Annotated in this window: 21 protein-coding genes; 14 read left to right on the top strand and 7 right to left on the bottom strand. The window is 66.4% G+C overall.

Going from position 1 to position 24,101, the window contains the following annotated elements; all coding sequences use genetic code 11:
* Window positions 1–37: 37 nt before the first annotated feature.
* Window positions 38–3,628 carry an exodeoxyribonuclease V subunit beta gene (recB, locus tag VA599_RS18855; RefSeq protein ID WP_346790042.1) on the bottom strand — a complete coding sequence of 1,197 codons (3,591 nt, stop codon included), beginning with the start codon at window positions 3,626–3,628 and terminating at the stop codon, window positions 38–40.
* On the bottom strand, window positions 3,625–6,822 hold the full coding sequence (recC, locus tag VA599_RS18850; RefSeq protein ID WP_346790041.1) for an exodeoxyribonuclease V subunit gamma: 3,198 nt from the start codon (window positions 6,820–6,822) through the stop codon (window positions 3,625–3,627). Before recC ends, recB begins: the two co-directional genes overlap by 4 nt.
* 249 nt (window positions 6,823–7,071) lie before the next feature.
* Between recC and VA599_RS18845 the strand changes: the two genes are divergently transcribed.
* The 10 genes from VA599_RS18845 (at window position 7,072) to VA599_RS18800 (ending at window position 14,529) form a co-directional block, all read left to right on the top strand.
* Window positions 7,072–7,455, top strand: coding sequence for a SirB2 family protein (locus VA599_RS18845; RefSeq protein ID WP_021475631.1), 384 nt, complete (start codon window positions 7,072–7,074; stop codon window positions 7,453–7,455).
* A 103-nt stretch (window positions 7,456–7,558) separates the two neighbouring features.
* Entirely contained in the window at window positions 7,559–7,996 is a 438-nt protein-coding gene (locus VA599_RS18840) for a type IV pilin protein (protein WP_346790039.1), read from the top strand.
* On the top strand, window positions 7,996–8,502 hold the full coding sequence (locus VA599_RS18835; RefSeq protein WP_161627424.1) for a GspH/FimT family pseudopilin: 507 nt from the start codon (window positions 7,996–7,998) through the stop codon (window positions 8,500–8,502). The genes VA599_RS18840 and VA599_RS18835 overlap by 1 nt, the downstream gene beginning before the upstream one ends.
* Window positions 8,493–9,086 (top strand): PulJ/GspJ family protein, encoded by a 594-nt coding sequence (locus tag VA599_RS18830; protein ID WP_346790038.1) that lies wholly within the window; start codon window positions 8,493–8,495, stop codon window positions 9,084–9,086. The genes VA599_RS18835 and VA599_RS18830 overlap by 10 nt, the downstream gene beginning before the upstream one ends.
* The gene (locus VA599_RS18825) at window positions 9,083–10,879 is read left to right on the top strand and encodes a translocation/assembly module TamB domain-containing protein (protein ID WP_346790036.1); all 1,797 of its coding nucleotides are present in this window, start codon (window positions 9,083–9,085) and stop codon (window positions 10,877–10,879) included. The genes VA599_RS18830 and VA599_RS18825 overlap by 4 nt, the downstream gene beginning before the upstream one ends.
* On the top strand, window positions 10,876–11,229 hold the full coding sequence (locus VA599_RS18820; RefSeq protein WP_346790035.1) for a type IV pilus modification PilV family protein: 354 nt from the start codon (window positions 10,876–10,878) through the stop codon (window positions 11,227–11,229). Before VA599_RS18825 ends, VA599_RS18820 begins: the two co-directional genes overlap by 4 nt.
* An 87-nt stretch (window positions 11,230–11,316) precedes the next feature.
* Window positions 11,317–12,333 (top strand): ubiquinone anaerobic biosynthesis protein UbiU, encoded by a 1,017-nt coding sequence (gene ubiU / locus VA599_RS18815; RefSeq protein ID WP_021475637.1) that lies wholly within the window; start codon window positions 11,317–11,319, stop codon window positions 12,331–12,333.
* A 20-nt stretch (window positions 12,334–12,353) separates the two neighbouring features.
* Window positions 12,354–13,277, top strand: a complete 924-nt coding sequence (locus tag VA599_RS18810; protein WP_346790033.1) for a U32 family peptidase — start codon at window positions 12,354–12,356, stop codon at window positions 13,275–13,277.
* The gene (ubiT, locus tag VA599_RS18805) at window positions 13,277–13,705 is read left to right on the top strand and encodes a ubiquinone anaerobic biosynthesis accessory factor UbiT (RefSeq protein ID WP_021475639.1); all 429 of its coding nucleotides are present in this window, start codon (window positions 13,277–13,279) and stop codon (window positions 13,703–13,705) included. The genes VA599_RS18810 and ubiT overlap by 1 nt, the downstream gene beginning before the upstream one ends.
* Before the next feature lie 68 nt (window positions 13,706–13,773).
* Window positions 13,774–14,529, top strand: coding sequence for a GGDEF domain-containing protein (locus VA599_RS18800; RefSeq protein WP_346790030.1), 756 nt, complete (start codon window positions 13,774–13,776; stop codon window positions 14,527–14,529).
* A gap of 48 nt (window positions 14,530–14,577) precedes the next feature.
* Here the strand turns inward: VA599_RS18800 and VA599_RS18795 are convergent, their stop codons facing one another.
* Window positions 14,578–15,549, bottom strand: coding sequence for a LysR family transcriptional regulator (locus VA599_RS18795; RefSeq protein WP_021475641.1), 972 nt, complete (start codon window positions 15,547–15,549; stop codon window positions 14,578–14,580).
* A gap of 640 nt (window positions 15,550–16,189) precedes the next feature.
* Between VA599_RS18795 and VA599_RS18790 the strand changes: the two genes are divergently transcribed.
* Window positions 16,190–17,050: a LuxR family transcriptional regulator gene (locus VA599_RS18790; RefSeq protein ID WP_081665865.1), complete on the top strand. Its 861-nt coding sequence runs from the start codon at window positions 16,190–16,192 to the stop codon at window positions 17,048–17,050.
* Here the strand turns inward: VA599_RS18790 and VA599_RS18785 are convergent.
* Window positions 16,971–17,624: an acyl-homoserine-lactone synthase gene (locus VA599_RS18785; RefSeq protein ID WP_081665867.1), complete on the bottom strand. Its 654-nt coding sequence runs from the start codon at window positions 17,622–17,624 to the stop codon at window positions 16,971–16,973. The two genes, VA599_RS18790 and VA599_RS18785, sit on opposite strands and share 80 nt — an antisense overlap.
* A 197-nt stretch (window positions 17,625–17,821) precedes the next feature.
* Here VA599_RS18785 and VA599_RS18780 point away from each other — a divergent pair, with 197 nt between their 5' ends.
* A complete protein-coding gene (locus VA599_RS18780; protein ID WP_346790029.1) occupies window positions 17,822–19,177 on the top strand; it encodes an aldehyde dehydrogenase family protein in 1,356 nt (451 codons plus the stop codon).
* A gap of 56 nt (window positions 19,178–19,233) precedes the next feature.
* Here VA599_RS18780 and VA599_RS18775 read toward each other — a convergent pair whose 3' ends face one another.
* The 3 genes from VA599_RS18775 to VA599_RS18765 form a co-directional block, all read right to left on the bottom strand.
* Window positions 19,234–20,679 (bottom strand): hypothetical protein, encoded by a 1,446-nt coding sequence (locus VA599_RS18775; RefSeq protein ID WP_021475644.1) that lies wholly within the window; start codon window positions 20,677–20,679, stop codon window positions 19,234–19,236.
* A 74-nt stretch (window positions 20,680–20,753) separates the two neighbouring features.
* Window positions 20,754–21,491, bottom strand: coding sequence for a GNAT family N-acetyltransferase (locus VA599_RS18770; protein WP_346790027.1), 738 nt, complete (start codon window positions 21,489–21,491; stop codon window positions 20,754–20,756).
* Window positions 21,481–21,873 (bottom strand): rhodanese-like domain-containing protein, encoded by a 393-nt coding sequence (locus tag VA599_RS18765; protein WP_104946105.1) that lies wholly within the window; start codon window positions 21,871–21,873, stop codon window positions 21,481–21,483. The genes VA599_RS18770 and VA599_RS18765 overlap by 11 nt, the downstream gene beginning before the upstream one ends.
* 94 nt (window positions 21,874–21,967) lie before the next feature.
* Between VA599_RS18765 and pdxR the strand changes: the two genes are divergently transcribed.
* Together pdxR and VA599_RS18755 are read left to right on the top strand one after the other, a co-directional pair.
* Window positions 21,968–23,422 (top strand): MocR-like pyridoxine biosynthesis transcription factor PdxR, encoded by a 1,455-nt coding sequence (gene pdxR / locus VA599_RS18760; protein ID WP_346790026.1) that lies wholly within the window; start codon window positions 21,968–21,970, stop codon window positions 23,420–23,422.
* Window positions 23,419–23,916 carry a 2-thiouracil desulfurase family protein gene (locus VA599_RS18755; RefSeq protein ID WP_104946103.1) on the top strand — a complete coding sequence of 166 codons (498 nt, stop codon included), beginning with the start codon at window positions 23,419–23,421 and terminating at the stop codon, window positions 23,914–23,916. The genes pdxR and VA599_RS18755 overlap by 4 nt, the downstream gene beginning before the upstream one ends.
* Window positions 23,917–24,101 lie beyond the last annotated feature (185 nt).

Genomic DNA, 24,101 nt, shown 5'->3' with positions numbered 1-24,101 from the left:
TCCACTTGCTTAGCTTAGTTGCCATCCCCGGTCGCCATCACTGCGTAGAACTACCAGGGCCTCTCTTGGTTCCAGATCCCGCCAGTAGCGCGTCCAGCGCGTCCAGCAGCGCCGCGGCCGGCGCATCGGCCCACACGCCGCAGCCCGGCTCGCCCATGCCGCGCAGAAACAGGTAGCGCACGCCGCCGAAGCGGCCGTCCCAATCCGCGCCGCGCGCGGCGAAGTAGCGCCGCAGCGCCACCAGGTAAATCAGGTACTGCAGGTAATAATGCTCGCGCGCCACCGCGTGGACCAGACTGTCGTTGCGATAATCGTCGTAAGCGTCGCCCAGATGGTTGGACTTGTAGTCGATCAAATAGACGCGGCCGTCCGCCTCGCACACCAGGTCGACGAAACCTTTCAAAAAGCCCTGCACGCTGGCGAAATCCAGCGCGCCGGCGGCGCGCCGGAACGGCTCGGCCAAGCCATGCTCCGGCTTTTGCAGCGCGGCGATCAGCGCCGCCACGTCCAGCCTTTTCACCGGCAAGGTGAATTCCAGCTCGATCAGCCGCTTGCCGTCGGCGACGTCGCGCAGCCGCGCGCCGGGGGCGATCTCGGCGTTCAGCGCGTCCAGGATCAGCTCGCAGCCGGCGTCCAGCCACTCCTCGCCGAAGCCGTGCCGCGCCAGCGCGCGCGCCACCGCCGCGCGGATGTCGTCCTCGCCGGAGCCGAAGCTGATGTTTTCGAAAATCTCGTGCAGGCAAACGCCGGCCTTGGCGCCGCGCGGGAAGCTGAAGCGATTTCGGACCGGGTCCTCCGGCGGAGCCGCCGACGCCGACGCCGCCGCTCGGTCATAGTCCGGCGCTTCGGCCAGATGGCTGCCGGCGTCATGGGTCAGCGAGGTGAAGCTGGCGATCTTCCACGGCGTGTACAGTTTGCGCTCGAACGGCCGCGCGGCGTAGGCGCGGCCGATCTCGCGGCCGCCCGCCAAGGCCTGCCGTCCCTCGCCGGCCAGCCAGCGCGCCGCGTCGCCGCGCGCCTGGAGAAAGTCCCGCAGCTGCGCTTCCACTGTGCCGCCGTCCAGCTCCAGCGCGTCCAGCGCCGCCAGGTCGCGCGCGCCCGGCGCGTGCAACAGCCAGGACAGCGCAGCAGTCTTCAGCTCCCGCACCCAGCCCCAGGCGATGTACTGGCGGTATTGAGCGCGGGTCAGCGCCACGTACAGCAGGCGCAGCTTCTCGGCCAGCATCTCGCTCCGCGCCGCCTGGCGGATGCCGTCGTCGGCGGCCGCTTCCGGCGCCAGCCACGGCTCGTCGCCGTCGTGATAGCTCCAGAAGCCCGCGCCGCGCCGCTCCAGCGCGCCGTTCCACAAGAAGGGGCAGAACACCACCGGGTACTGCAAGCCCTTGGAGGTGTGGACGGTGACGATCTTGACCAGCGCCGCGTCGCTCTCCAGCCGCAGCACCGCGTCCTCGCCGCGCGGCGGATCGGCGACGCGGGCGGCAAACCAGGACAGCAGCGGCGCCATGCCCTGGCGGCCCTCGCTCTCCTGCTGGATCAGCTCGGCAAGGTGGCCGAGATTGGTCAGCCGCCGCTCGCCGTCCGGCAGCGGCAGCAAGCGCTCCGCCGCCCGCTCCCGCGCGAAATAGTGCCGCCAGGCGGCCATGAAGCCGCGCTCGCGCCAGCGCTGATGGTCGTCGGCGTTCTTCAGCAGCTGGCGCTCCCAACGCGTCTCGTCTTCCAGCTCGGACTTGATCCGCGCGGCGTCGAAGCCGGCCAGCTCGGTGGCCAGCGCGCGCCGCAGCCTGCCCTCGTTGGCCGGCTCGGCCCAGGCGTGCAGCAGGGCCAGCATCTCGCCGGCCTCGCGGCTGGCGAACACGCTCTCCTGGGTCAGCGCCACGCTGGCCACCCCGCGCGCGCGCAGCTCGGTCCGCACCCGGTCGCCCTGGCTGTGGGTGGCCACCAGCACCGCGATGTCGCCGCCGGCCAGCGGCCGCCGCGCGTCGCCCTTGGCGATGGCGGCGCGGCCCTCGGCCGCCAGCGTCAGCAAGCGGGCGATCTCGTCGGCGCAGCCCTCCGCCGCGGCCTGCTCGGCCGCCTCCTTGCTCAACTCTTTTTCGCCGGCCTGTATCCACTGCGCGTTGAACGGCGCGCGATCGTCGTCCACCTCCAGCCTGCCGCCGGACGAGGGGCTGGCCGCCACCGGCTGGTAGGCGATGCCATCCAGCAGGAAAGGCAGATCGCGGCCGAACAGCGCGTTGACGGTGGCCACCAGCGGCTCGTCGGAGCGGCGGTTGGTATCCAGCGTGTACTGACGCTCGGCGTCGTGGCGAGCCGCCAGATAGGCGAAGATGTCGGCGCCGCGGAAGCTGTAGATCGCCTGCTTGGGATCGCCCACCAGAAACACCGGCCGCGCCTCCTCGACGAAGCAGCGGCGGAAGATCCGGTATTGGGTGGGGTCGGTGTCCTGGAATTCGTCGATCAGCGCCACGGAGAAACTGTCCGCCACCTGCGCCGCCAACAAGGGGCCGGTTTCCGGATGCGCCAGCGCCGCGCCCAGATCGGTCAGCAGATCGTCGAAACTGCGGCTGCGCTCGACGCCGCGCCGCCGCGCCAGCTCCTCGTTGGCCCAGGCGATCAGCTCCAGCTTCAGCCCGGCCAGCGAGTTGGCCACCTGGCCCATATAGACGTCCCAGCCGGCGAGCCAGGCCTCCATCCGCTCGAACAAGGGATGGGCCGGCGGCTCGCAGCCCTTCTTCATGCCCTTGGCCAGCGCCTCCGGCCGCAGCTTGTCCAATAGTTTGCGGCTGTCGCTGTCCAACTCCGGCAGCGCGTCGGGCAAGGCCAGCCAGCCGCGCAGATTGCCGGCGATGCGCGCCATGGTGTCCGGCCGATAGATATTGGCCTTGAAGCCGGGATGGGCGAGGAACAGCGCCAAGCCTTCCTCAACCAGCTCTGGCGCTGAAGCCAGCAGCTTCCATCGCTCACTAGCCACCCATCTCGCAGTCTCCAGCCTGACCGCGTCCGGCGCGCGCAGCTTGAGATAAGGCTTGGACAGATAAGGGCGGATCTCGGCCAGCCAGGCGTCCGGCGTCTCGCCCCGCTCCACCAGCACCTGGGCCAGCAGCGGCGCGGCGACGATGCGGCGGCGCCAGAAGTCGTCGACGATTTCGGCCAGCCGCGCGGCGTCGTCCTCGACCAGCTCGGCCTGGAAGGTCTGGCCGCTCTCGAAGGCGGCGTCGGTCAGCACCCGCTGGCAGAAGCCGTGGATGGTGTAGATGGCGGCGGCGTCGAAACCGTTGACCGCGGCGGTCAGCCGCTGGCGGGCCACGTCGCGCGCCTGCCCCTCGGGAAAGCGCGCGGCCAGCGCTTGCAGGAAATCGTCGCCGTCGGCCTTGCCGTCCAGCAGCGCCAGCATCTCGGCCAGCCGCCGGCGCAGGCGCTCGCGCAGCTCGGCGGTGGCGGCCTTGGTGTAGGTGACCACCAGGATCTGCTCGATGGCCGGCGGCGACGCGCCGTCGCGCTCCTCCAGCAGCAGCCGGACGAACAGCGCGGCGATGGTCCAGGTCTTGCCGGTGCCGGCCGAGGCCTCGATCAGGTTGACGCCCGCCAGCGGGCAGTTCAGCGCGTCCAGCGCCTGCGGCGCGTTCATGCCTCGCCTCCCTGCAGGCGTTCGGCCAATGGCAGCAGCAGCGTCTCCGCCAACTGGACGAACAATGGATCTTCCAACGGCGATTGGTGGCGGAAGGCCAGCGCGATCGCCGGCTCATCCTTCTGCGCGATGCCGTCGCCGAGGATGAAATTGGGCTCCCACTTCTGCCAGGCGGCGGCCAAAGCTTTTTCGCGGTTTTCGGGCGCTTTGGCCAGCGCCTCGGCGTAGGCCCAGCTGGTGCGGCCGAAGAAGGGCAAGGGCTGGGCCTGGCCCTGCTTCCAACGGACCAGCCACGGCGCGAGCAGGCCGGCGGCGTCGATCTCCTCGTCAAGCAGCGTGCTGCCGGCGTCGTCGTAGCAGGCGCTGTGCGGAACCACGCCCGCCGGCCGCGCCGCGCACAGGATCAGATGGCTCAGCCACAGCGCGACGCGCTGGGCGGCATTCAGCTTGCCGACGATGAAATCCAGCCGGCCCTCGGGCCGCAGGCCGTACAGCTCGCCCACCAGCGTGAAGCCGGCGATGTCCAGGTGCACCGGCTGCGGCGGCAGCGTCTCCTCGCCCAGCGCGCGCGGCAAGCGGCCGGCCAGCCGGGCGCTGGCCCGGCCCTCCTCTTGCAGCCAGGCTTGGCCCAGCTCGCCGGTGGGCAGCAGGCCGGCGGCGGCCACTCTTTGCCGCACCGGAGCCGATGGCTTGCGGTGCAGCATCGCCTCCACCAGCTGGCGGCGCAACGCGTGGCTGGCGTCGCGCTCCATCGCGAACGGCTCCCGCGCCGGCTGCGCCTCGTCGCGGTAGGCGACGCGCAGCGCCAGCCGGTCGGCCAGCCAGGCCCGCGCCGGATTCTGCCAGAAGCGGATGAAATCGTGCAGATTGACCACCGTCGCAGCCGCTTCGTCCGGCAGCGGCGCGACGAAAGGCGCGGGCTCGGCCGGCGGTGCGGCCAGCGCGGCGGCGAAAGCCGGCTCGAAGCTGGCCAGCCGCGCGTCGCCGCCGTCGAACGAGGTGGGAGAAAACGGCTGCAGCGGGTGGCGCAGCGTCAGCCGCGCCGCCATGTCCTCGCCGCACATCGCCGACAGCGTGTCCAGCAGCTCCGACACCAGCGGCGACGGCGGCAAGGGCTCGCCGCTGCGCGCCGACTGGCCGACATAGGAGAGATACAGCCGGCCGCGGGCGGACAGGATGGCCTCCAGGAACAGGTAGCGGTCGTCGAAGCGGCGCGAACGGTCGCCGCGGCGCGGATTGCGCGCCACCAGGTCGAAGCTGACCGGCCGCTCGTCGCGCGGATAGGCGCCGTCGTTCATGCCGACCAGGCACAGCGCCTGGAATGGTATCGAGCGCATCGGCACCATCGCGCAGAAGGTCACGCCGCCGGACAGAAAGCCCTGCGCCGACGACGAGGACAGCTTGCGCAGCAGCCAGTCGCGCGCCACCGCCAGGCCCACCGGCTGGCCGAAGCCGGCCAGATCGGCGTCCTCGGCCAGCTCGGCGAAGGTTTCGCGCAGCAGCTCCAGCGCCGCCTCGTCGTCGCCGTCGGCCAGGAACAGGCTGTCGCAGGCCAGGTGGAAGCGCTGCGCCCACTGCTGCGGCGCGGCCGGCAGGGACCACGCGTCCGCCAGCGCGTCCAGCGCGTCGTAGAAGCCGGCGAAGCGCGCCAGCGTCTCGCCCAGCTGCCCTTGGGCCGCGGTATAAGGCAGCAGGCCGGCGAACAGCCCGGCGTCGTCGCCGGCCAGCGCCGGCGGCAGCACGGTGCCCAACAGCAGGCGGTCCAGTCCCCAGCGCCAGGTATAGGCGGCTTCGGCCGGCAGTCCCAGCGAGGCCTTGTGCGCGGCGTCGCGCCCCCAGCGGATGCCGGCATCGCGCACCCAGTCCTGGATGAAGGCGAGATCGGCGTCGGCCAGGTCGAAGCGCGCCAGCAGCGCCGGGCAATCCAGCAGCGCCAACACCTCGTCGGCGGCGAAGCGGGAATCGGCCAGCTTCAAGACGGCGGCGAAAGTGGACAGCAGCGGCTGCTCGCGCTCGACGCGGCGGTCGGCGATGCTGTACGGGATGTTGGGCGCGTCGTCGCGGCGGCCGAACACCGCGTCGATGTACGGCGCGTAGGCGTTGATGTCCGGCGTCAGCACCGCCACGTCGGCCGGGCTGAGCCTGGGGTCGGCGGCGAACATCGCCAGCAGCCGGTCCTTCAGCGCCTCCAGCTCGCGCATCGGGCCGTGGCAGGCGTGCACCTCCACCGAATCGTCGGCCGGGTCGAAAGGCCGCGGCAGCTGCGACGGATCGTTGAGCTCCAGGATGTCGCGCTGCAGCCGGGCCAGTAGGCTGTCGCCCTTGGGCGCGGCGAACAGCGGCCTGGCGTCCAGTTCGGCGTCCTCGGCGATCAGTTCGAAAAAGTCGCGCCCCTGCTTGCCCAGCGACGACAACAAGGGATGGCCCTGGGTGGCGAACAGGTCGCCGGCCTGCCGGAGCTTCAGCATCCGGCGCGCATCGACGATGTCGCCCCAATAGGCCTCGCACGGATTCAGCGTGAACAAGCAGACGTCGGTCAGCTCGGCCAGCCGTTTGACCAGCGCCAGATACATCGGCGCCAGGCTGGCGATGCCGAACAGCGTCACCCGCGGCGGCAAGTGCTCGGGCTTCAGCTCGGCGAAGAACTGGTCCAGCATCCGCACCCGGTGGCGGCCCGGGTCGCTTGCGGCCAGCTGCCGCCACAACGCGGCCTGCCAGGCCTCGTCCTCACCCAGGCCCAGCAGCTCATCGGCCTCCCAGGCGCGGATCCAGTCCGGGCGGAACACCAGGTACTGGTCGAAGATGTCGGCGATCTTGCCCGCCAGCTCGAAGGCCGCGGCCTCGCCGCCCTCCAGATAATGCAGCACCGGACCGAACGGCTCGCCCTCCAGCGTCGGCAGCAGCGCCAGCAGCCGCCAGGCCAGCACCTCGGGCACGAAGGCCGACTTGCGCGGCAAGTTCGGCATCACCTGCTGCATCAGCCGCCAGGCGAAGGCCGCCGGCAGCGCGAAATCGATATGGGCGGCGATGCCGGCCTTGCGCGCCACGTCCAGCGTGATCCAGCGTCCCATGCCGCGGCTTTGCACGATCACGGTCTCCGCCGCGAACGGATCGGCCAGCGGCATCGCCTGGGTCATGCCGCAGAACAGCTCGCCCAGTTGCTCGAGACGATTGGATTGATAGAGAAACAGCATGGAATGGTGCGCGCGCGCCTGGATGCGGATATGGCCGGATTGTAGCATCGCGCGGCGGCCGGCCGGGGAACCGGCGGCGATTGACGCCCATCAATGCCCGCCCCGAGCGGATGACATTCAATACAGCCATGATAATGACATTTTGCTTTCTCGCCCCGACGCGCCGCCCCGCGCTCGCTACAAAACGCCGGCCGCGCCGTGTACCATGGCCGGCATCAGCGCGCTGCGCGCCTCAACCGTCGGACCGCCATGTACCCCTACCTGATCGTCAAGCACGCCCACATGGGCTTCGCCTATCTGTCCATCCTGCTGTTCGCCGCCCGCGGCGCGCTGGTGCTGGGCGGCCGCGGCCACTTGCTGCAGAACAAGCCGCTGCGCATCCTGCCTCACGTGATCGACAGCCTGCTGCTGGCCTGTGCCATCGCGCTGGTGGTGATGGGCGGCTGGCCCATTCTGCAGAGCCCCTGGCTGCTGGCCAAGATCGCCGGCCTGATCGCCTACGTGGCCCTGGGCACCATCGCGCTGCGCGGCTCCACGCCGCGGCGGCGCGCGGCGGCCTTCATCGCCGCCTTGCTCACCGTGATCTACATCGTGCTGGTGGCCAAAACCAAACTGGTCATGCCGCTGCTCTGATCGGTCCCGCCGGCTTGACTGCGCCGGCCGCGGCTTCTAGGACACAGTAGGGACGCGCGATGCAGCCCTTTATCCCGTCCCTGCCCCCGGAGCCCGCCGCCAGATGAACCGCGACCTTCCCGCCGTCTTCCGAAACCGGGGTTTTTCGCTGCTGGAGCTGTTGATCGCGCTGGCGGTGGTGGCCATCCTGGCCGGCATCGCCATCCCCTCCTACCAAAACTATACGCAGCGCAGCCGCCGCAGCGACGCGCTGGACGCCTTGTACCAGTTGCAGCAGGCGCAAATACGCTACCGGGGCTTTCACGCCGAATACGCCTCGCAACTGGCGGGCCTGAAAACGCCCTACGCCAGCGGCGTCAGCGCCCAAAAGCATTACCAGCTGGAAACCGGAACCGGCAGCAAGCCCGCATCCGACTTCTACGTCCAGGCCACGGCCAAGCCCGGCGGCGCCCAGGCCGGCGACCGCGACTGCCAGACCATCACGCTCACCCAGCGGCAGCAGACCGTCAGCCTGACGCCGCCCGCCTGCTGGGGACGATGATGCGCGGCGAGCAGCGAGGCGTCACCCTGATCGAGCTGCTGGTGGTGCTGGCCCTGGCTTTGGTGCTGCTGACCCAGGCGCTGCCGGCGCTGGGCCGCTGGATCGCCCGCCAGCAGCTGCAGGGCGCGCTGGACGACATCGACCGCGGACTGCAACTGGCGCGCAAGAGCGCCGCCACCCGGCAGAAAAAGATCTGGGTGACCTTCCGCCGCGACGGCGCCGCCTGGCTGCTGCGGGTATCGGAGAGCGATGCGAAGGATCCATGCGACACCGCCCGCGACTTACTGTGCGTCGGCAGCGCCGAGCATGCCGGCATCGCGCTGGACATGGCCGATCCGCTGCCGCTGCAGCTGGTTTTCACGCCGCTGCGCGGCCTGCCGGAAACCCCTGGCGGCGCCATGATCGGCGGACTGCGGCTGCGGCTCAGCCGCTCCGGCTGCCGGCCGGCGGATTTGCAATTGCTGCCCACCGGCCTGGTCATCGTCGACGAGGCCAGATGCCCATGAGACCGGCGCGCGGCATCAGCCTGCTGGAGCTGTTGATCAGCATGACCATCGGCCTGCTGTTGCTGCTGGTGGTGTCCGGCCTGCTGGTCAGCCTGCTGGGAGAGCAAAGCCGCGAACGCCGCCAGGCTCAGCTGGGCGCGATGATGGACGCGTCGCTGTCTCTGATCGCGATGGACCTTCGCCGCGCCGGCTTCTGGAACGGTTCCGGCGCGGAGGAAGACAATCCCTACCGCGAGCTGTTCATCGAGCGAGACGGAAGCTGCCTGCTCTACGGCTACGACAATCCGGCCACGCCCTCCGCCGCGCCCAGCCTCCGTTATTTCGCCTTCCGCCTGGAAGGGCAGCGCATCCAGCGGCGCAGCAGCGACAAGGCCGGCTGGAGCTGCTCCGCCAGCAACGGCTGGGACGACCTGAGCAAACCCGGCATCGGCGTCGTCGACGCGCTGCGCTTCAGCCCGGAAGCCGGCGGCGGCGCGATCGGCATCGCCGTCAGCGCCCGCGCCGCCAACGGCCCGGAGGAGGAAAAGCTGGACATCCACACCAGCGTGACGCTGCGCAATCACCCCAAGGTGGCGGTAAGATGAGCCGCCGCCACGCCGGACTCGCCACGCTGTTCGCGGTGCTGACGCTGCTGGCGATCGCCAGCCTGGTGTTGCTGGCGGCCTCGCGCCAGCTGGTGCTGATCCACGCCAACGCGCAAAACCAGCATCGCTACCACCAGGCGCTGGACAATGCCGAGGAAGGCCTGCGCCAAGGCAGCCAGGCGCTGGCAAACGGCCAGCCTCTCCCGGCGGATAACGACCGCTTCTCGCTCACACAGCAGGCTATCGCCCCGGACCGCATGCGGCTGCGCAGCGCTGGCAACTACGACGGCCATCGCGTCACCGTGCAGCGGGACTTCCTCCAGAGCGGGAACCAGGGCGGATCAAGCAGCGCGCTGACCCTGGTCGGCAACCTGGATCTGAGCGGCGCCATCAACCTGATCGGCGACAAGCCGGTGGAAATGACAGTGGATGGCGCGGTGACGCTGAGCGGCTCGGTAGACGGCATCGCCACCCTGCAAAGCACCGGCGACATCATCGTCACCGGATCGCAAACCATCAATACCCTGTACTCCAACGGCAATATCGAACTGGGAAACGGCCGCTACCAGACGGTGAAGGCGCTCGGCAACCTGACGCTGCGCGGCGACGCGGCGATCGGCGCGCTGGCGCGGGTCAACGGCAAAGCCGCCTTCCTCAACAGCCCAGGCGTCGCGCCGGCGGTGGCTCGGGCCGAGGTGAAGGGCGATGTGGACATCGCGATGGGCGGCGCCCGCTTCGGCCAGCTGGATGCCGAGGGCAAGGTCGACATCCGCCAGATCGGCGCGCTGGACGCGCTGCGCGCCGAGGGCCACCTGAGCGTGCAGGGCTGGGGCGCGCCCATCGCCGCCACCGTCGCCGGCGCCGCCAGCTACAACGCGGGCAATCCCGACATCCGCGTCGCGTTCCAGCCCGGCCTGAAGCTGAATCTGCAGCCGGTGCCGCCGCTGGAAGTGAAGCGGCCGCGGCTGGACGCCTACGACTACCGCGGCCAGGCCCACTACGTGTTCACCCATGCCGCCGACGGCGGCGTGCGGGTGACGGTGCGCAAGATCCACGGCCTGGCCGACGGCGAATACCGGCTGGGCCGGGATCCGGACAAGCAGCTGCCAAACTACCTGTGCCGCTCCGTGGACGCCAACGGCGTCTGCCGCGCGCCGGCGACGCTGATCTGCAAGGGGCATTCGCCGCAGAACGATTGCTTCGCCGGCAGCCGCCCAGGCCAATGGAAGCTGGACGGCGTCACCTTCGCGCCCGGCGTGCTGTGGTTCGACGGCGACCTGGAGGTTGGCAACGGCACCTACCACAACACCTTCATCGCCAGCGGCAGCATCGCCACCAGCGGCCAGCACGTCAGCTACGCGGTCAACTACGCCGGAACCGTCGGCATCTGCGCCAACGTCGACTTCCCCAGCCTGTATCCGGAAGACGACTGCCGCGGCGGCGCGTTCAAGGGCCGGCCGGTGGGCAACGCGGTGTTGCTGGCCGGCGGCTACGTCGGCAAGCGCTTCCATGGCGGCGACATCACGCTGGGCTCGTCCAGCCGGGTGTTCGGCAATGTCTGGGCCGGCAACCAGCTGTTTTCCAGCGGCAGCACCACGATACACGGCTACGTCAGCGCGCTGGCCCAGGCCGGCGGCCAGGGCGCGCGGCCGCACCAATGGGGCGCCAGCACCACGATAGACCTGCGCGGACTGCCCGACTCGTTCCGGCCGGACGGCCCGCCAGACAACGGCGGCGGCCAGAGCGGCGGCGGCCGTTTCAAAGCGCTGCCCTACAGCTGGATGGACACATGAAGACCCGAGCCCCGCGCGGTTTCACCTTGCTGGAAATGATGATCAGCCTCTTGGTGCTGGCCATCGGCGCGCTGGGCCTGCTGCAGCTGGAAACCCAGCTGCTGCACAGCCAGATCGCCGCCAACGATTACAACACCGCCACCAATCTGGCCCAGGCGGCGCTTGAGCAGCGGAAAACAAACCAGCCCGTCGACTGCCGCCAGAGCAGTTACGCGCCGGCCGCCGCCAGCGGCACCCTGGCCCGTTTCCGCTGCCGCGGCAACGATAGCGGCCCCACCGCCCAGGTGGACGTGAACTGGACCGACAGCGAGGGCGAAAGCCTCACCCTGAGCCTGACCGCTCCGAAATAGCGCGCCCGGCGCTCCTTGACCCAAAACAAGGGCGGCCGGACGCCCATCTGCTACTGTCCCCGCATTTCCCCTACCCGTGATTATCCGATGCCAGCCAGTCAGCAACTGCCGGAACTGGTGTGCCCGGCGGGCAGCCTGCCCGCGCTCAAGGCCGCCGTCGACCATGGCGCCGACACCGTCTACTTCGGCCTGAAAAACGACACCAACGCCCGCAACTTCGCCGGCCTCAATTTCGACGAACACACCGCCCGCGTCGGCATCCGCTACGCGCATGACCGCGGCCGCCAGGTGCTGATGGCGATCAACACCTACGCCCAGGGCGGCGACATCAGCCGCTGGCGCCGGGCGGTGGACCAGGCCGCCGACCTCGGCGTAGACGCCGTGATCCTGGCCGACCTGGGCCTGCTCGACTACGCCAGCCGCCGCCATCCCGAGCTGCGGCTGCACTTGTCGGTGCAGGGCTCGGCCACCAACCACGAGGCGATCCGCCTCGCCCATGAGCTGTTCGGCGTGCGCCGCGCGGTGTTGCCGCGCGTGCTGACCCTGGATCAGGTCAAGAAGGTGATCGAGCAAAGCCCGGTAGAAATAGAAGTATTCGGCTTCGGCAGCCTGTGCGTGATGGTGGAGGGCCGCTGCCTGCTGTCCAGCTACGCCACCGGCGAATCGCCGAACAGCCACGGCGTCTGCTCGCCGGCCAAATACGTGCAATGGCAGAACACGCCGTCCAGCCTGGACGCGCGCCTGTCCGGCATCCTGATCGACCAATACGGCCTGGACCAGCCCGCCGGCTACCCGACGCTGTGCAAGGGCCGCTTCGACGTCCAGGGCGACACCTACTACGCGCTGGAGGAGCCCACCAGCCTCAATGTGCTGGCGGTGTTGCCGCAGTTGCTGGACATGGGCGTGGCCGCGATCAAGATCGAAGGCCGCCAGCGCAGCCCGGCCTACGTCGCCCAGGTGACGCGGGCGCTGCGCGAGGCGCTGGACGCCGCCGGCCGCGAGCGGCACCGCTTCATGGTGCTGCCTGCCTGGCAACAGGCGCTGAACAAGGTGGCCGAAGGGCGCCAGCAAACGCTGGGCGCCTATGACCGGCCCTGGAAATGAGCCGCCGCATGGATACCCGCATGAATCCCATTCCCATGAAACTGTCGCTCGGCCCGGTGCTGTTCTTCTGGAGCCGCGACGACATCCTCCGCTTTTACGCCGAAGCCGCCGAGTGGCCGCTGGATACCCTGTACCTGGGCGAAGTAGTATGCGGCCGCCGCCAGCAGCTGCGCAGCCAGGACTGGGTTTCGCTAGCCGCCGATCTCGCCTCGACCGGCCGCGAGGTGGTGCTGTCCTGCCAGGCGCTGATCGAGAGCGAGTCCGATCTCAAGCGGCTGCGCAAGATGGTCGACAACGGCCAACTGGCGATCGAGGCCAACGACCTCGGCGCGGTGCGGCTGGCCAATGAAAAGAAGCTCCCCTTCGTCGCCGGCACCCACCTGAACATCTACAACGCCGACACGCTGGCGTTGATGTCCCGCCTCGGCGCCTACCGCTGGCTGCCCCCGGTGGAAATGGGCCGCGACACGCTGGCCGCGCTGCTGGAAGCCGCCCGGGGCCAGCAACTGGAGATCGATACTGAAGTGTTCGCCTGGGGACGGCTGCCGCTGGCGCTGTCCTCGCGCTGCTTCACCGCCCGCCATTACAACCTGAACAAGGATGACTGCCAGTTCCGCTGTCTGGAGCACCCGGACGGGCTCAGGCTGGACACCCGCGAAGGCCAGCCCTTCCTCGCCATCAACGGCATCCAGACCATGTCCGACGGCTGCCATGCGCTGCTGCCGCGCCTGGAAGAGCTGCACGCCGCCGGCGCGGGCCGGGCGCGGATCAGTCCGCAGGCGCAAGGCACCGAAGCCGTAGTTCAGGCCTTCCGCCAGCGGCTGGATGGTCACGACGGCTCCGGCTCGCTGCTGGACGGCCTGCGCGCCCAAGCCCCGGGCGAACTCGTAGACGGTTACTGGCGCGGCCAGGCCGGCATCCAAGCGCTGGAGGAGACCCACTGATGCGCGTTCCAGAATTGACCTTCCCCGCCGCCGGCGCCCGGCTGTTGTCGCGGCTGCCCTCCGCGCCGCCCAGCCGGCTGCTGGCCGCCGCCCTGAATCTGCTGAAGAAACGCGGCGTGCTGCCGGTGGACATGGCGCTGCTGGACGGCAAACGCTTTGAGGTTCACGTCAAGGATGCCGGGTTGCGGCTGGGCTTCGCCGCCAGCGGCGACGCTTTCGTCGCCAGCCGCGGCGAGCCTGATTTGCGCCTGGCCGCCAACGGCTGCGACTTCGCCCGCATGATGCTGCGCGAGGAAGACCCGGACACGCTGTTCTTCCAGCGCAAGCTCTCCATTGAAGGCGATACCGAGCTGGGCCTGATCATCAAGAACCTGCTGGACAGCGTGGACTGGAGCCAGACGCCGCTGGCGCGAATGATGGCGGCCTGAGCGGCTGCTTGCCCCGGCCAGTGGGATGGGCTAGCAAGAAAATAGTCCGCCACCCACGCAGGGGCACCATGAATCCCTGGCCGTTCAGCGCCCGCCGCATCCGCAAGGAACTGACCCTGATCCTGCTGCTCAATCTGGGCTGCTATCTGCTGTTCATTCACTGGGATCTGTTCGAGAAGCTGGACGTCTGGCTGCACCAGCACCCGGCCTCGCAACTGGACGAGGTGCTGTTGCTCAGCTTCACCCTGGCGCTATCCATGACCTGGTTCGCCATCCGCCGGCTGCGGGAGGCTCGCCAGTTGCTGAAAGCGCTGCGCCGCCAGGCCGAGCGAGACGACATCACTGGCCTGGCCAACCGCCGGCGCGCCAACCAGGCGCTGCAGCGAGAAACCGAGCGCAGCTGCCGCTCGGGCCGCCGCTACTCGGTTCTGCTGATCGATCTCGACCACTTCAAGCACATCAACGACAGCCATGGCCATCTGGTCGGCGACAGGGTGCTGCAGCGTTTCGGCCAAGTGCTGCGCCAGCGGGCGCGCCAGTTGGACACCATCGCCCGCTGGGGCGGAGAGGAATTCATCATCGTCTGCCCGGAAACCGAGCAGGACGGCGCGCTGGCGCTGGCCGAAAGCATCAGCCAGCTGCTGCGCGAAACCGACTTCGATCCGGCGCTCCGCGTCACCGCCAGCATAGGCGTGGCGACCCTGGCCGACGACGACACGCCGGACAGCCTGGTCCACCGCGCCGACATCTGCCTGTACGCCGCCAAGCAAGCAGGCCGGGACCAAGTGGTGGGAGAAAACCATTCCCCCGCCGCGCAGCCATGAAAAAACCGGCGCCGCGGCGCCGGTTTTCTTCGCATGGGGAAAGGCTGCTCAGAGCGCGCCCACGCTCTGCTGCAAGGCGCTGCGCTTGGCCGATAGGTCCAATCCCGGCAGATCCGCCATGATGTCCGGATGATCCGCCAGCTTCTCCACCACGTAATCGACGAAAACGCGGGTACGCGGCGCGATATGGTCGCGGTGCGGGAAGCAAATGTAGATGGAACGCTCCAACGACACCATGTCGGTCAGCACCGGCTCCAGCTCGCCGCTGCGGATCAGGTGCACCACCTCGTGGCCCGGCAGTTGCGCGACGCCCATGCCCAGACGGGCCAGCTCGGCCACCGCCTCCATGTCGTTCAACGTGTAGGTGCCGTTCACCTCCAGCGGAATGCGCTCGCCCTTGCGGTCGAACTCCCACTTGAACAGGCGACCGGAAGTCGGAAACTGGAAGTTGATGCAATCGTAGCCGCTCAGCTCTTCGGGAGCGGACGGCCTTCCGTGGCGGTCCCAATATTCGGGAGAGGCCACCACATACAGCGGCATCTGCGCCAGATTGCGCGCCACCATGCGGCTGTCCGGCATCATGCCGGTACGGACGCCGACATCGTAGCCATCTTCTATCAGATCGCTGAAATGGTCATCCAGGCCGAAGAACACCCTGATCTTGGGGTAGCGTTCGCAAAACTCGCCCATGATGGGCAGAATGAAGCGGCGGCCGAAGGAGTTGGGCATGCTGACGCGCAGATGGCCGGCCGGCTCGTCGCGGCTGGCTTTCAACTGGTTGATCGCCGAATCCAGATTATTGACCGGACCGCGGCACTGCGCGTAGAAGCGCCGGCCGTCTTCCGTCAAGGTCAACTGGCGGGTAGTGCGATTGAACAACCGCACCTCCAGCTCCTGCTCCAAGCGGGCAATGCTCTGGCTGATCGCGGCCGGCGAGACGCCAAGCTTGCGCGCGGCATCGGAAAAACTGCCGTTCTCGGCTGTGGTCATGAAGACCATGAGTGCTTTTAAGGTATCCATAAGCGGGGCGATTCCTGAAGCGATCCATGCTGTTTTGCCTGATTGATTGGTCTGGCGAGCAGTCGGATCGTTCACAGAATTGAAGCTATTTATTAAAACAGCTTACATCAATTCTGCATGATATTAAAGAATATAGTTTAATCTCATATACTATCCACCACTTTGGCCGCGTCGACTGCCTACCCTACATCCCCGATGTTTGCCAGCCGCGTCCTCGAACGGGCACCGCTGGCTTATCAATTATTTTATGCGATCCAATTATGCGCTTTAAAGCGTTCGCTTGCCAGAATTTATTAGTTATCGCTTACAATTTATGACATTGAGATGAAGATAAAATGCGACATCCTTACTCATCGCAACGTCCGGCGCGTCTTACAGAACAAAGATAAGAAAAGCATTATTTTTAGCCAAATCATGCCCTTGTCATTGTTGATGCAAATCAATATCATCGTTTTTACAATTACAAAAAAGTCAAATTCTTTTCCCCTATCGGCATGTTTCTATTTGTAACGAATGCCGTTATGACAAACAAAATGATGAATTATCAGTAATTTTCCTAGGATTCATGCTCTTACAAATTTGGTATACTCAATGACGAAAAAGCAACAATTCATATGAATTCAAATCCGCAGGGTCTTACATGCAACAAGCATGTGGGGTACTATCTGCGGCACACAGAACCAAGAACAAGGAAGACCCGCTCATGGTGACTTCAAAACCCATCAATGCAAGACCGCTCCCGGCCGGACTCACCGCGTCGCAGCAATGGACATTGCTGGAATGGATTCACATGGCCGGGCACATCGAGACCGAAGGCGAGCTCAAGGCCTTCCTGGACAACATCCTGACCCAGGCCCCGTCGGACCGCATCATTCTGGTCCTCGGCCGCCTGAACAACCAGAACCAGATCCAGCGCATGGAAAAGGTGCTGAACGTCAGCTACCCGTCAGACTGGCTCGACCAGTACTCTCAGGAAAACTTCGCCCAGCACGACCCGATCATGCGCATCCATCTGGGCCAGGGGCCGGTGATCTGGGAGGAGCGCTTCAGCCGCGCCAAAGGCGCGGAGGAAAAGCGCTTCATCGCTGAAGCCTCCAGCAACGGTATGGCCAGCGGAATCACCTTCAGCGCGGCATCCGACCGCAACAACGTCGGCAGCATCCTATCTCTCGGCGGCAAGGAACCCAGCCGCAACGCAGCGCTGGTGGCCATGCTGAATTGCCTGACGCCCCATCTGCACCAAGCCGCGGTCCGCATCGCGAATCTGCCGCCAGCCTCTCCCAGCAATATGCCGCTGTCGCAACGGGAATACGACATCTTCCACTGGATGAGCCGCGGCAAGACCAACTGGGAAATCGCCACCATCCTCAACATCAGCGAGAGGACGGTGAAGTTTCACGTCGCTAACGTGATCCGCAAGCTCAATGCGAATAATCGTACTCATGCCATAGTTCTTGGCATGCACTTGGCGATGACACCCCGCGATTTAGTGAACGGATAAGCTCCGTTTTCGCCTGCCCCCAGTCCAGCAGACCAGTCATAGACATCACCCCGCCATCCAGAGGGCGGGGGATGCCCACGGGCACGATGGGGAAGCCCATCATCACCAATCGCCGGTAAAACACCGGCTCCACCACGAAATACATCCAGCGCACGCCGCGCACTTGCGACCAGAGCCACGCCCCCAGGTACAACAGTCTGGCCGCCATGATGGATTCACGCGCGCCAAGCACGCTCCGGTCCACCGCCAGACGGGTGATTTCCGAATACTCGCATCCCTTGCCTATTCGCTCGCCAGGCGCCAGCAATCGCGAGAACTCCTCCTCCAGCATGAAAGGATGATCCCCCGTCGTCAGGCGTATCGCGCCGACAACCTGCCCCCCGCGAGACAACACCAGATTGTCAGAAAAGTCATCGTACGCGTCTCTATCGAAGCCATCCTCGCATAAAGGCACCCACTGCAGCTGCTCGCGAAAGATCTTGTGTCGGAATGCCCACAGCTGTTTCATTCTGGATTCGGTATTCGCCCATTCCAGTACCAGTCCATCTTGACGCAACGGAAAAAATTCTTTCATTTCAACCTCCTATTATCGGTTCGTATAGGCAGAAGAAATGTAAGACCAGACCGAAATAACTGAATCTGACAAATAGGACAGGAAAATTTGATGAAATTTTGTCTAGTGAATGCGCAGAAACCACAATCAAATCCAACCCAAATCGTCATCCCATCCATGATTTTTTGTTACATTAAGGTCTTTGCCCTCCTCTGATCATGACCGCCTTCACCAGTTGCAATCCCTCTTCCGGCGAAGTCTGCTTCACCCGTTCCTCCTGGAATATGCCGGCCCTGGAACAAAGCCTGCGACAGTTGCGAACCGCTCAAAGCGGCTGGGCCGCCCAAGGAGTGGAACAACGCGCCGCGGCGCTGCTGCGCCTGGCGGACCTGCTGTCCCAGCAACGTGAAGCGCTGGCGGATCTGGTGACGCTGGAGGTGGGCAAACGCACGCCTGAGTGCCTCGCGGAGATAGACAAGTCCGCGCAACTGATTCGCTATTACGCGGAGCTGGCGCCGGAACTGCTGCAATCGCTGAGCATCCCCACCCAGGCCAGCCGCAGCGGCGTAGCCTTCGAGCCTCTGGGCCTGGTGCTCGCTGTCATGCCCTGGAACTATCCGGTATGGCAGGTGCTCCGCTTTGCGATCCCTGCGCTGATGTCGGGCAATGCCTGCCTGGTTAAGCCGGCGCCGTCGGTGCCGCAATGCAGCCAGTTGCTGCTGGACATCGTCCGGCACGCCGGCATCCATGTCCTGGACATGGCCTGGATCGAAACCGAGCTGGTGGAAGAGGCGATCCGCCAATGCGACGCCGTCGCGTTCACCGGCTCCACCCAGACTGGGCGCGTGATCGCCTCGCTGGCCGGCCGGCACCTGAAGAAAACCGTGCTGGAACTGGGCGGCAGCAATCCCTTCATCGTGCTTGCCGATGCCGACGTCCAGGCGGCGGCGCGCGACGCCGCCAACTCCCGCTTCCGCGACGCCGGCCAGAGCTGCAACGCCGCCAAGCGGATGATCGTGGTGCCAGAAATCGCCGATGCCTTCGTCAGCGCCTTCTGCGCCGAGGCGGCCAAGCTGCGCGCCGGCGATCCGCGCGATCCGGCCACCACCTTGTCGCCGCTGACCCGGGCCGACTTGCGGGAAGCGCTGCACGCCCAGGTGCTGGACGCCTGTCATCATGGCGCGGAGTTGAAGCTGGGCGGACAGATGCCGCACACGCCAGGCTTTTACTACCCCGCCACCGTGCTGGACCACGTCAATCCCAGCTGCCGCATCTACCACGAAGAAGTGTTCGGCCCGGTGGCCGGCATCCTGCGCGCCGCGGATGAGGCCGACGCGATCCGGCTGGCCAACGACACCCCGTTCGGCCTGGGCGCCAGCATCTATAGCGCCGACAATGACCGCGCCTGGACGCTGGCGCGCCAGATCGAAGCCGGCAGCGTATTCGTCAACCGCCACACCAGTTCCGATCTGCGACTGCCCTTCGGCGGCGTCAAGGCCTCCGGCTATGGCCGCGAGCTGTCCGAATTTGGCCTGTACGAATTCGTCAACGTCAAAACCTACTGGCAGAAGTAGCCGGACAAAAGAAAAAGGGGCCAATGGCCCCTTTACTGTTTTTCGTAACCCGCGGCTCAATGCAGCCGCGCCACGCTTTGCGACAGCGGAATGCCCGCCTCTTTCAGGCAATCGGCCAGATCGCGCCAGCACGCGTCGCGATCGGGCGCCACATCCGGCACTACCAGCCACGGCACGCGGGCGGCGATTTCATCGCTGCCCTTCAGCCTCAGGCCCACTTCGTAGCCCTGGATCTCCGGCTGGTATTCCGCCACCGCCTCCAGCTTCTCGATGCCGCCCTGGCTGGTCGCCAGCAAGGCCACCGATATGCCCAGCCGCTTGCGGTTCCAGGCGCGCATGCCGCTGGACAGCGCCTCCCACCACGGCAGCGGCGCGAACAGCTCGGCCTCGCCGTACTCCATCTCGGCGGCGACCGCCTGCTGAACCAGCGGCATCGATGCGTCCAGCGCGCGGCGCGCCAGGCGGCGCGCGCGTTCCGGCGGCAGGGCGCCGCGTTCCACCAGGAAGGGGATCCAGCTCATCACCAACTGCGGCTCGACCGTCTTGCGCGCCGCGTCGAAGGTGGCGCGCGACGATTCGGGGTCCAGCGGCGCGAAATCGCAGCCGGCATCCATCACCGGCGCCAGTTGCACCAGATCCTGGCAGGCGCGCTCATTCAACATGTCCACGGTGAACAGCGTCGGCGAAATCCATAGAATGGATTTTTCCGGCACCTCCAGCGCGTCGGCCAACGCCACCTCCAGCGACTCCAGCCGCGGGAAGTGCCACCAGACGCCGCCCTGGCTGCGGGAAAACGCGAACGGCAGCGCCCACAGCTCGAACGACATCACATTGCCGTCCTTGCGCATCACCTCGGGAAAGGCCACCGCATCGCGCGCGCTGTTCACCAACAGTTGGCGCGCCGCCGGCTCCGACACCAACGACAGCTGCGCTTCGGTGAACACCGCCTGATCGCCGGCCAACAAAGCCATTTGCACCGCCGCCGCCAGCTGCGCGCCCTCCATCGGTTTGCCCACCGCCTGACGCGCCTGCTCCGCCAGCTTGCCTACCGCCAGCTGCCGCTCCGCCGGCGGCAGCGGCTTGGTCGGTCCGATGCGCATTTCACGCGGCTCCGGACCGGCCGCGTCGCGATCGGCATAGGCCTTGTGCAAACGCTGGTAGACACGCATCGCCTCGTCGCAGATATCCTGCAGCTCGCCAACGCTGGGCTCGATCTCGTCATAGAAATTGAAGTCGAACAACCTCAAGCGCAGATTGCAGACATAGACGGTGAGGCTCTCCTCCTCGTCATACAGCATCGCGCTCGCCAGACCATCGCGCTCGCGGCCGGGAAAGTCGGTGTCGTCATTGCCCACCAGGCGGCAGACAAAAGCTGGGGATTCGGTATGCACCAGGTACTCGGCGCCCTCCAAGCCCTGCTCATCGACGGCATCGCCGAAAATGAAACGGTTGGGCAGGTAGGGTTCGCCCCGAATACGGGCATTGCGCGGCAGGGATTTCATCAGGCGACACTATCTACGTTTACAAGCATCTATTGTAGCGCCACCACCCTCCGGCTTGAAGCCTGCCGCGCGATTTACGACTGCGCCGCAACAATTTGCGCCAAACTGGCGCGCTGCCGGCCGTCGGCATCGAAGTTGCCCTCATCCAGCCACGCCTCAAGCGCAGCTCTTCGCACTGGCCACTCATGGTCCAGGATGGAGAACCAAACCGTGTCCCGATTGCGCCCTTTGTTGACCCGGGCCTGGCGGAACAGACCCTCAAAGGTGAAACCCAGCCGCAAAGCGGCTTGCACCGATGGCGCATTCTGCGCGTCGCACTTCCATTCATAACGGCGATAGCCGAGTTCGAACGCATTGCGCATCATCAAGTACATCGCCTCGGTGGCCAGCCGGCTGCGCTGCAAGCGAGGCGAGAAATTAAGGAAACCCACCTCGATGCTGCCGTCCGCCGGCGCGATGCGCAGATAGCTGCAGAGTCCAACCGCCTCGCCGTCGCGGCCGTCGACGATGGCGTAGAACTGCGGGTCGTCCAAAGCCGCGTTCGCCGCCATCCATTGCTGCCAATCCTCCAGATGAGAAAACGGGCCATGGCTGAGGTAGGTCCAGTTCGCGCCGCCCGGCATCTTATGCAATTCGTCGAACAATTGCGCGCCATGCCGCTCCTGGCTCAGCGGCTCCACCCGGCAATAGCGTCCGGCCAACAGGCTGCGCGGCGGATGCCGCACCCCCTCCCAGTCAACCCGCATGCCTACCATCTGGCCATTCGCATTCGTCTCTGCCGGCTGCGCCAGCGCTTCCCAATCAACACGCATCGCACACCTCCTTGCCGCAGCCCGCATCGCGGGTGGTGGCGTAGCCATCGCGCTTCCACCAATCCAGCCCGCCCTGCAGCTCCTTCACCTTGAACCCCAACTTCGCCAGTTTCAGCGCGCCCTTGGTCGAACCGTTGCAGCCGATGCCGTCGCAGAACGCCACCAGCGTGATATCCCGCGGCAGATCGGCGGTGCTCTCCATCGTCATCAGCCGGTGCGGATGGCTGAGCGCGCCGGGGATGGTTTCATGGCCGAATGCTTCAGCGCTGCGGGTATCGATCAAAAGCAGCGAGCGGCCACCTTCCCCCAGCGCTTGCGCCACATCGGCGGCATCGATCTCGTAAGCCAGCTTGGCTTCGTAAAACTCCTGTTGGCTGATCATTGAGCCTGTCCTTCTGCGTGCATGGAATACTGTTATGCTAAGTTCAAAGTCATCACCAGAAAAGCTCCACTTAAGCCAATTTTATGGAACCACTTTGAGCAACGATTGGTTAGTCGACTATCTGCAGCCCCGGCTGACGCGCAATGGCCCCGAGCATTTGTCGCGCCAGCTCTATCGCCAGCTGCGCGAACTGATACGCTTGCGCCGGCTGGCCGGCGGCAGCGCCCTGCCCGCCAGCCGCGCGCTGGCGCAGACGCTGCGACTTGGCCGCAATACCGTGCTTGCGGCTTATGATCAGCTGGCGGCCGAAGGCTATCTGGAAAGCCGCCACGGCTCGGGCACCTATGTCTGCGACGCCTTCGGCGACGCAGCGCCCCAACCCGCCCGCGCCGATGCGCTCCCGCGCCAGCTTTCCCTCCGTGGCCAAGCCCTGGCCAATGCCAGCCGTTTGCCTGCCCGCAAACTCGGCGCCTTCGTGCCGGGCCAACCCGAACTCGAGCTCTTCCCCCACAAGCAATGGCAACAATGCTTGAGCCGGCGGCAACGGAGCGCGCCGCTGGCATGGCTGCACTATCAGCATCAAGGCGGATTGCCCGAGTTGCGCGCCATCCTCAGCCAATACCTGCATTTGACGCGATCGGTCCGCTGCCAGCCGGAACAGGTCGTCATCGTTCCCGGCGCCCAAAGCGCGCTGACCTTGCTGGCGCAATTGCTGGCCGAGCCCGGAGACACCGCCTGGATAGAAGAGCCGGGCTATACCGGAGCGCAGGCCGCCATGCTGGCCGCCGGCCTGCGCTGCCAGGCCATCCGGGTCGATGAGCAAGGATTGCGTTCGGATCCGGCCGCCGATCCGCCGCGCCTCATCTATGCCACGCCCGCCCATCAGTACCCGACCGGCGCGGTGATGAGCCTGCCGCGACGGCTGGAGCTGCTGGCGCAGGCCCGCCGCCACGACAGCTGGATCGTGGAGGATGATTACGATGGCGAATTCTGCTACGCCTCGGCGCCGCTGGCCGCGCTGCAAAGCCTGGATCAGGATGGCCGCGTGATCTATGTCGGCACCTTCAGCAAAGTGATGTTTCCCGGCCTGAAGCTGGCCTACCTGGTGCTGCCGGCCGAGCTGGTCGATCCCTACCGCCGCTGCCAGGCCAGACTGCAAGGCGAAGGCAGCTACCTCCAGCAGGCCGCGGTGGCAGACTTCATCGAACAGGGCCACTTCGCTCGCCATATCCGGCATATGCGCGAGCTATACCAGCGGCGCCAGCAACTGCTTCGGCACGCGGTGGAGCAATGCCTCGGCTCGGCTCTTCCCCTGCACGGCGGCGATGCAGGCATGCATCTGCTGGCGGAACTGCCGGAGGGTTTCGATGAGTGGGAGCTGCAAGCGGCGGCGGCGGAGCGCCAGCTGTGGCTGCGCCCGCTGGCCCGCCATTTTCTGGATACGCCCTACCGCAACGGACTGGTATTGGGTTACGCCGGCATCGCCGACCACGCGATGCGCCCTGCCGTGCAACAATTGGCGGACTTGCTGGAAACGAGACTGAAATGACAAAACCGACGCTGCTGGTCAGCGCCTGCCTGCTGGGGCAGCCCGTACGCTACGATGGCCAATCCAAACCGTTGTCCAGCCTGCAATGGACAACCATGAGGCAACGCTTCGACCTGGTCCCCGTCTGCCCGGAATGCCTGGGCGGCTTGCCTACGCCCAGGCCCGCCGCCGAGATTGTCGGCGGAGACGGCCGCGACGCATTGGCCGGCACCGCCCGCATCCAGACCGCAGACGGCGATGACGTCAGCGCCGCCTTCATCGCCGGCGCTGAGCGCGCCCTGGATGCGGCCCTGCAGCATGGCTGCGCCCAGGCGCTGCTCAAAGCCAACAGCCCCTCCTGCGGCAACCGCCAAATTTACGACGGCAGCTTTTCAGCCACGCTGCGCGATGGGCAAGGCATAGCCGCCAGCCTGCTGGAACGAAATGGCATCGCCGTCTGGAATGAAACCGAAATCGACAGCCTGCTGGATCCCGAGCCGCCGCAAGCAGTTTGACTGCCCCGCAAGAGCCCAGTCGCCGTCAGCAAACCGCTCGAGCGGATGCGGTGCCTGCTGGCCATCCGCAAACGCCAAAGCCCCGCCGGGGTTCGGTCGGGGCTGCTTGGGGAGGTTTCGCGCGCGCAAAGCACAAAGCCCAGCTCGTCTGAGCTGGGCTTCGTTATGGGGCGTCTGGCGGTGTC

Origin of the sequence: Chromobacterium indicum (assembly GCF_039708975.1) — a bacterium.
Taxonomy (GTDB): domain Bacteria; phylum Pseudomonadota; class Gammaproteobacteria; order Burkholderiales; family Chromobacteriaceae; genus Chromobacterium; species Chromobacterium piscinae.
Note: the sequence above shows the minus strand (reverse complement) of the source record. Positions and strands in the feature narration are given on the sequence as shown.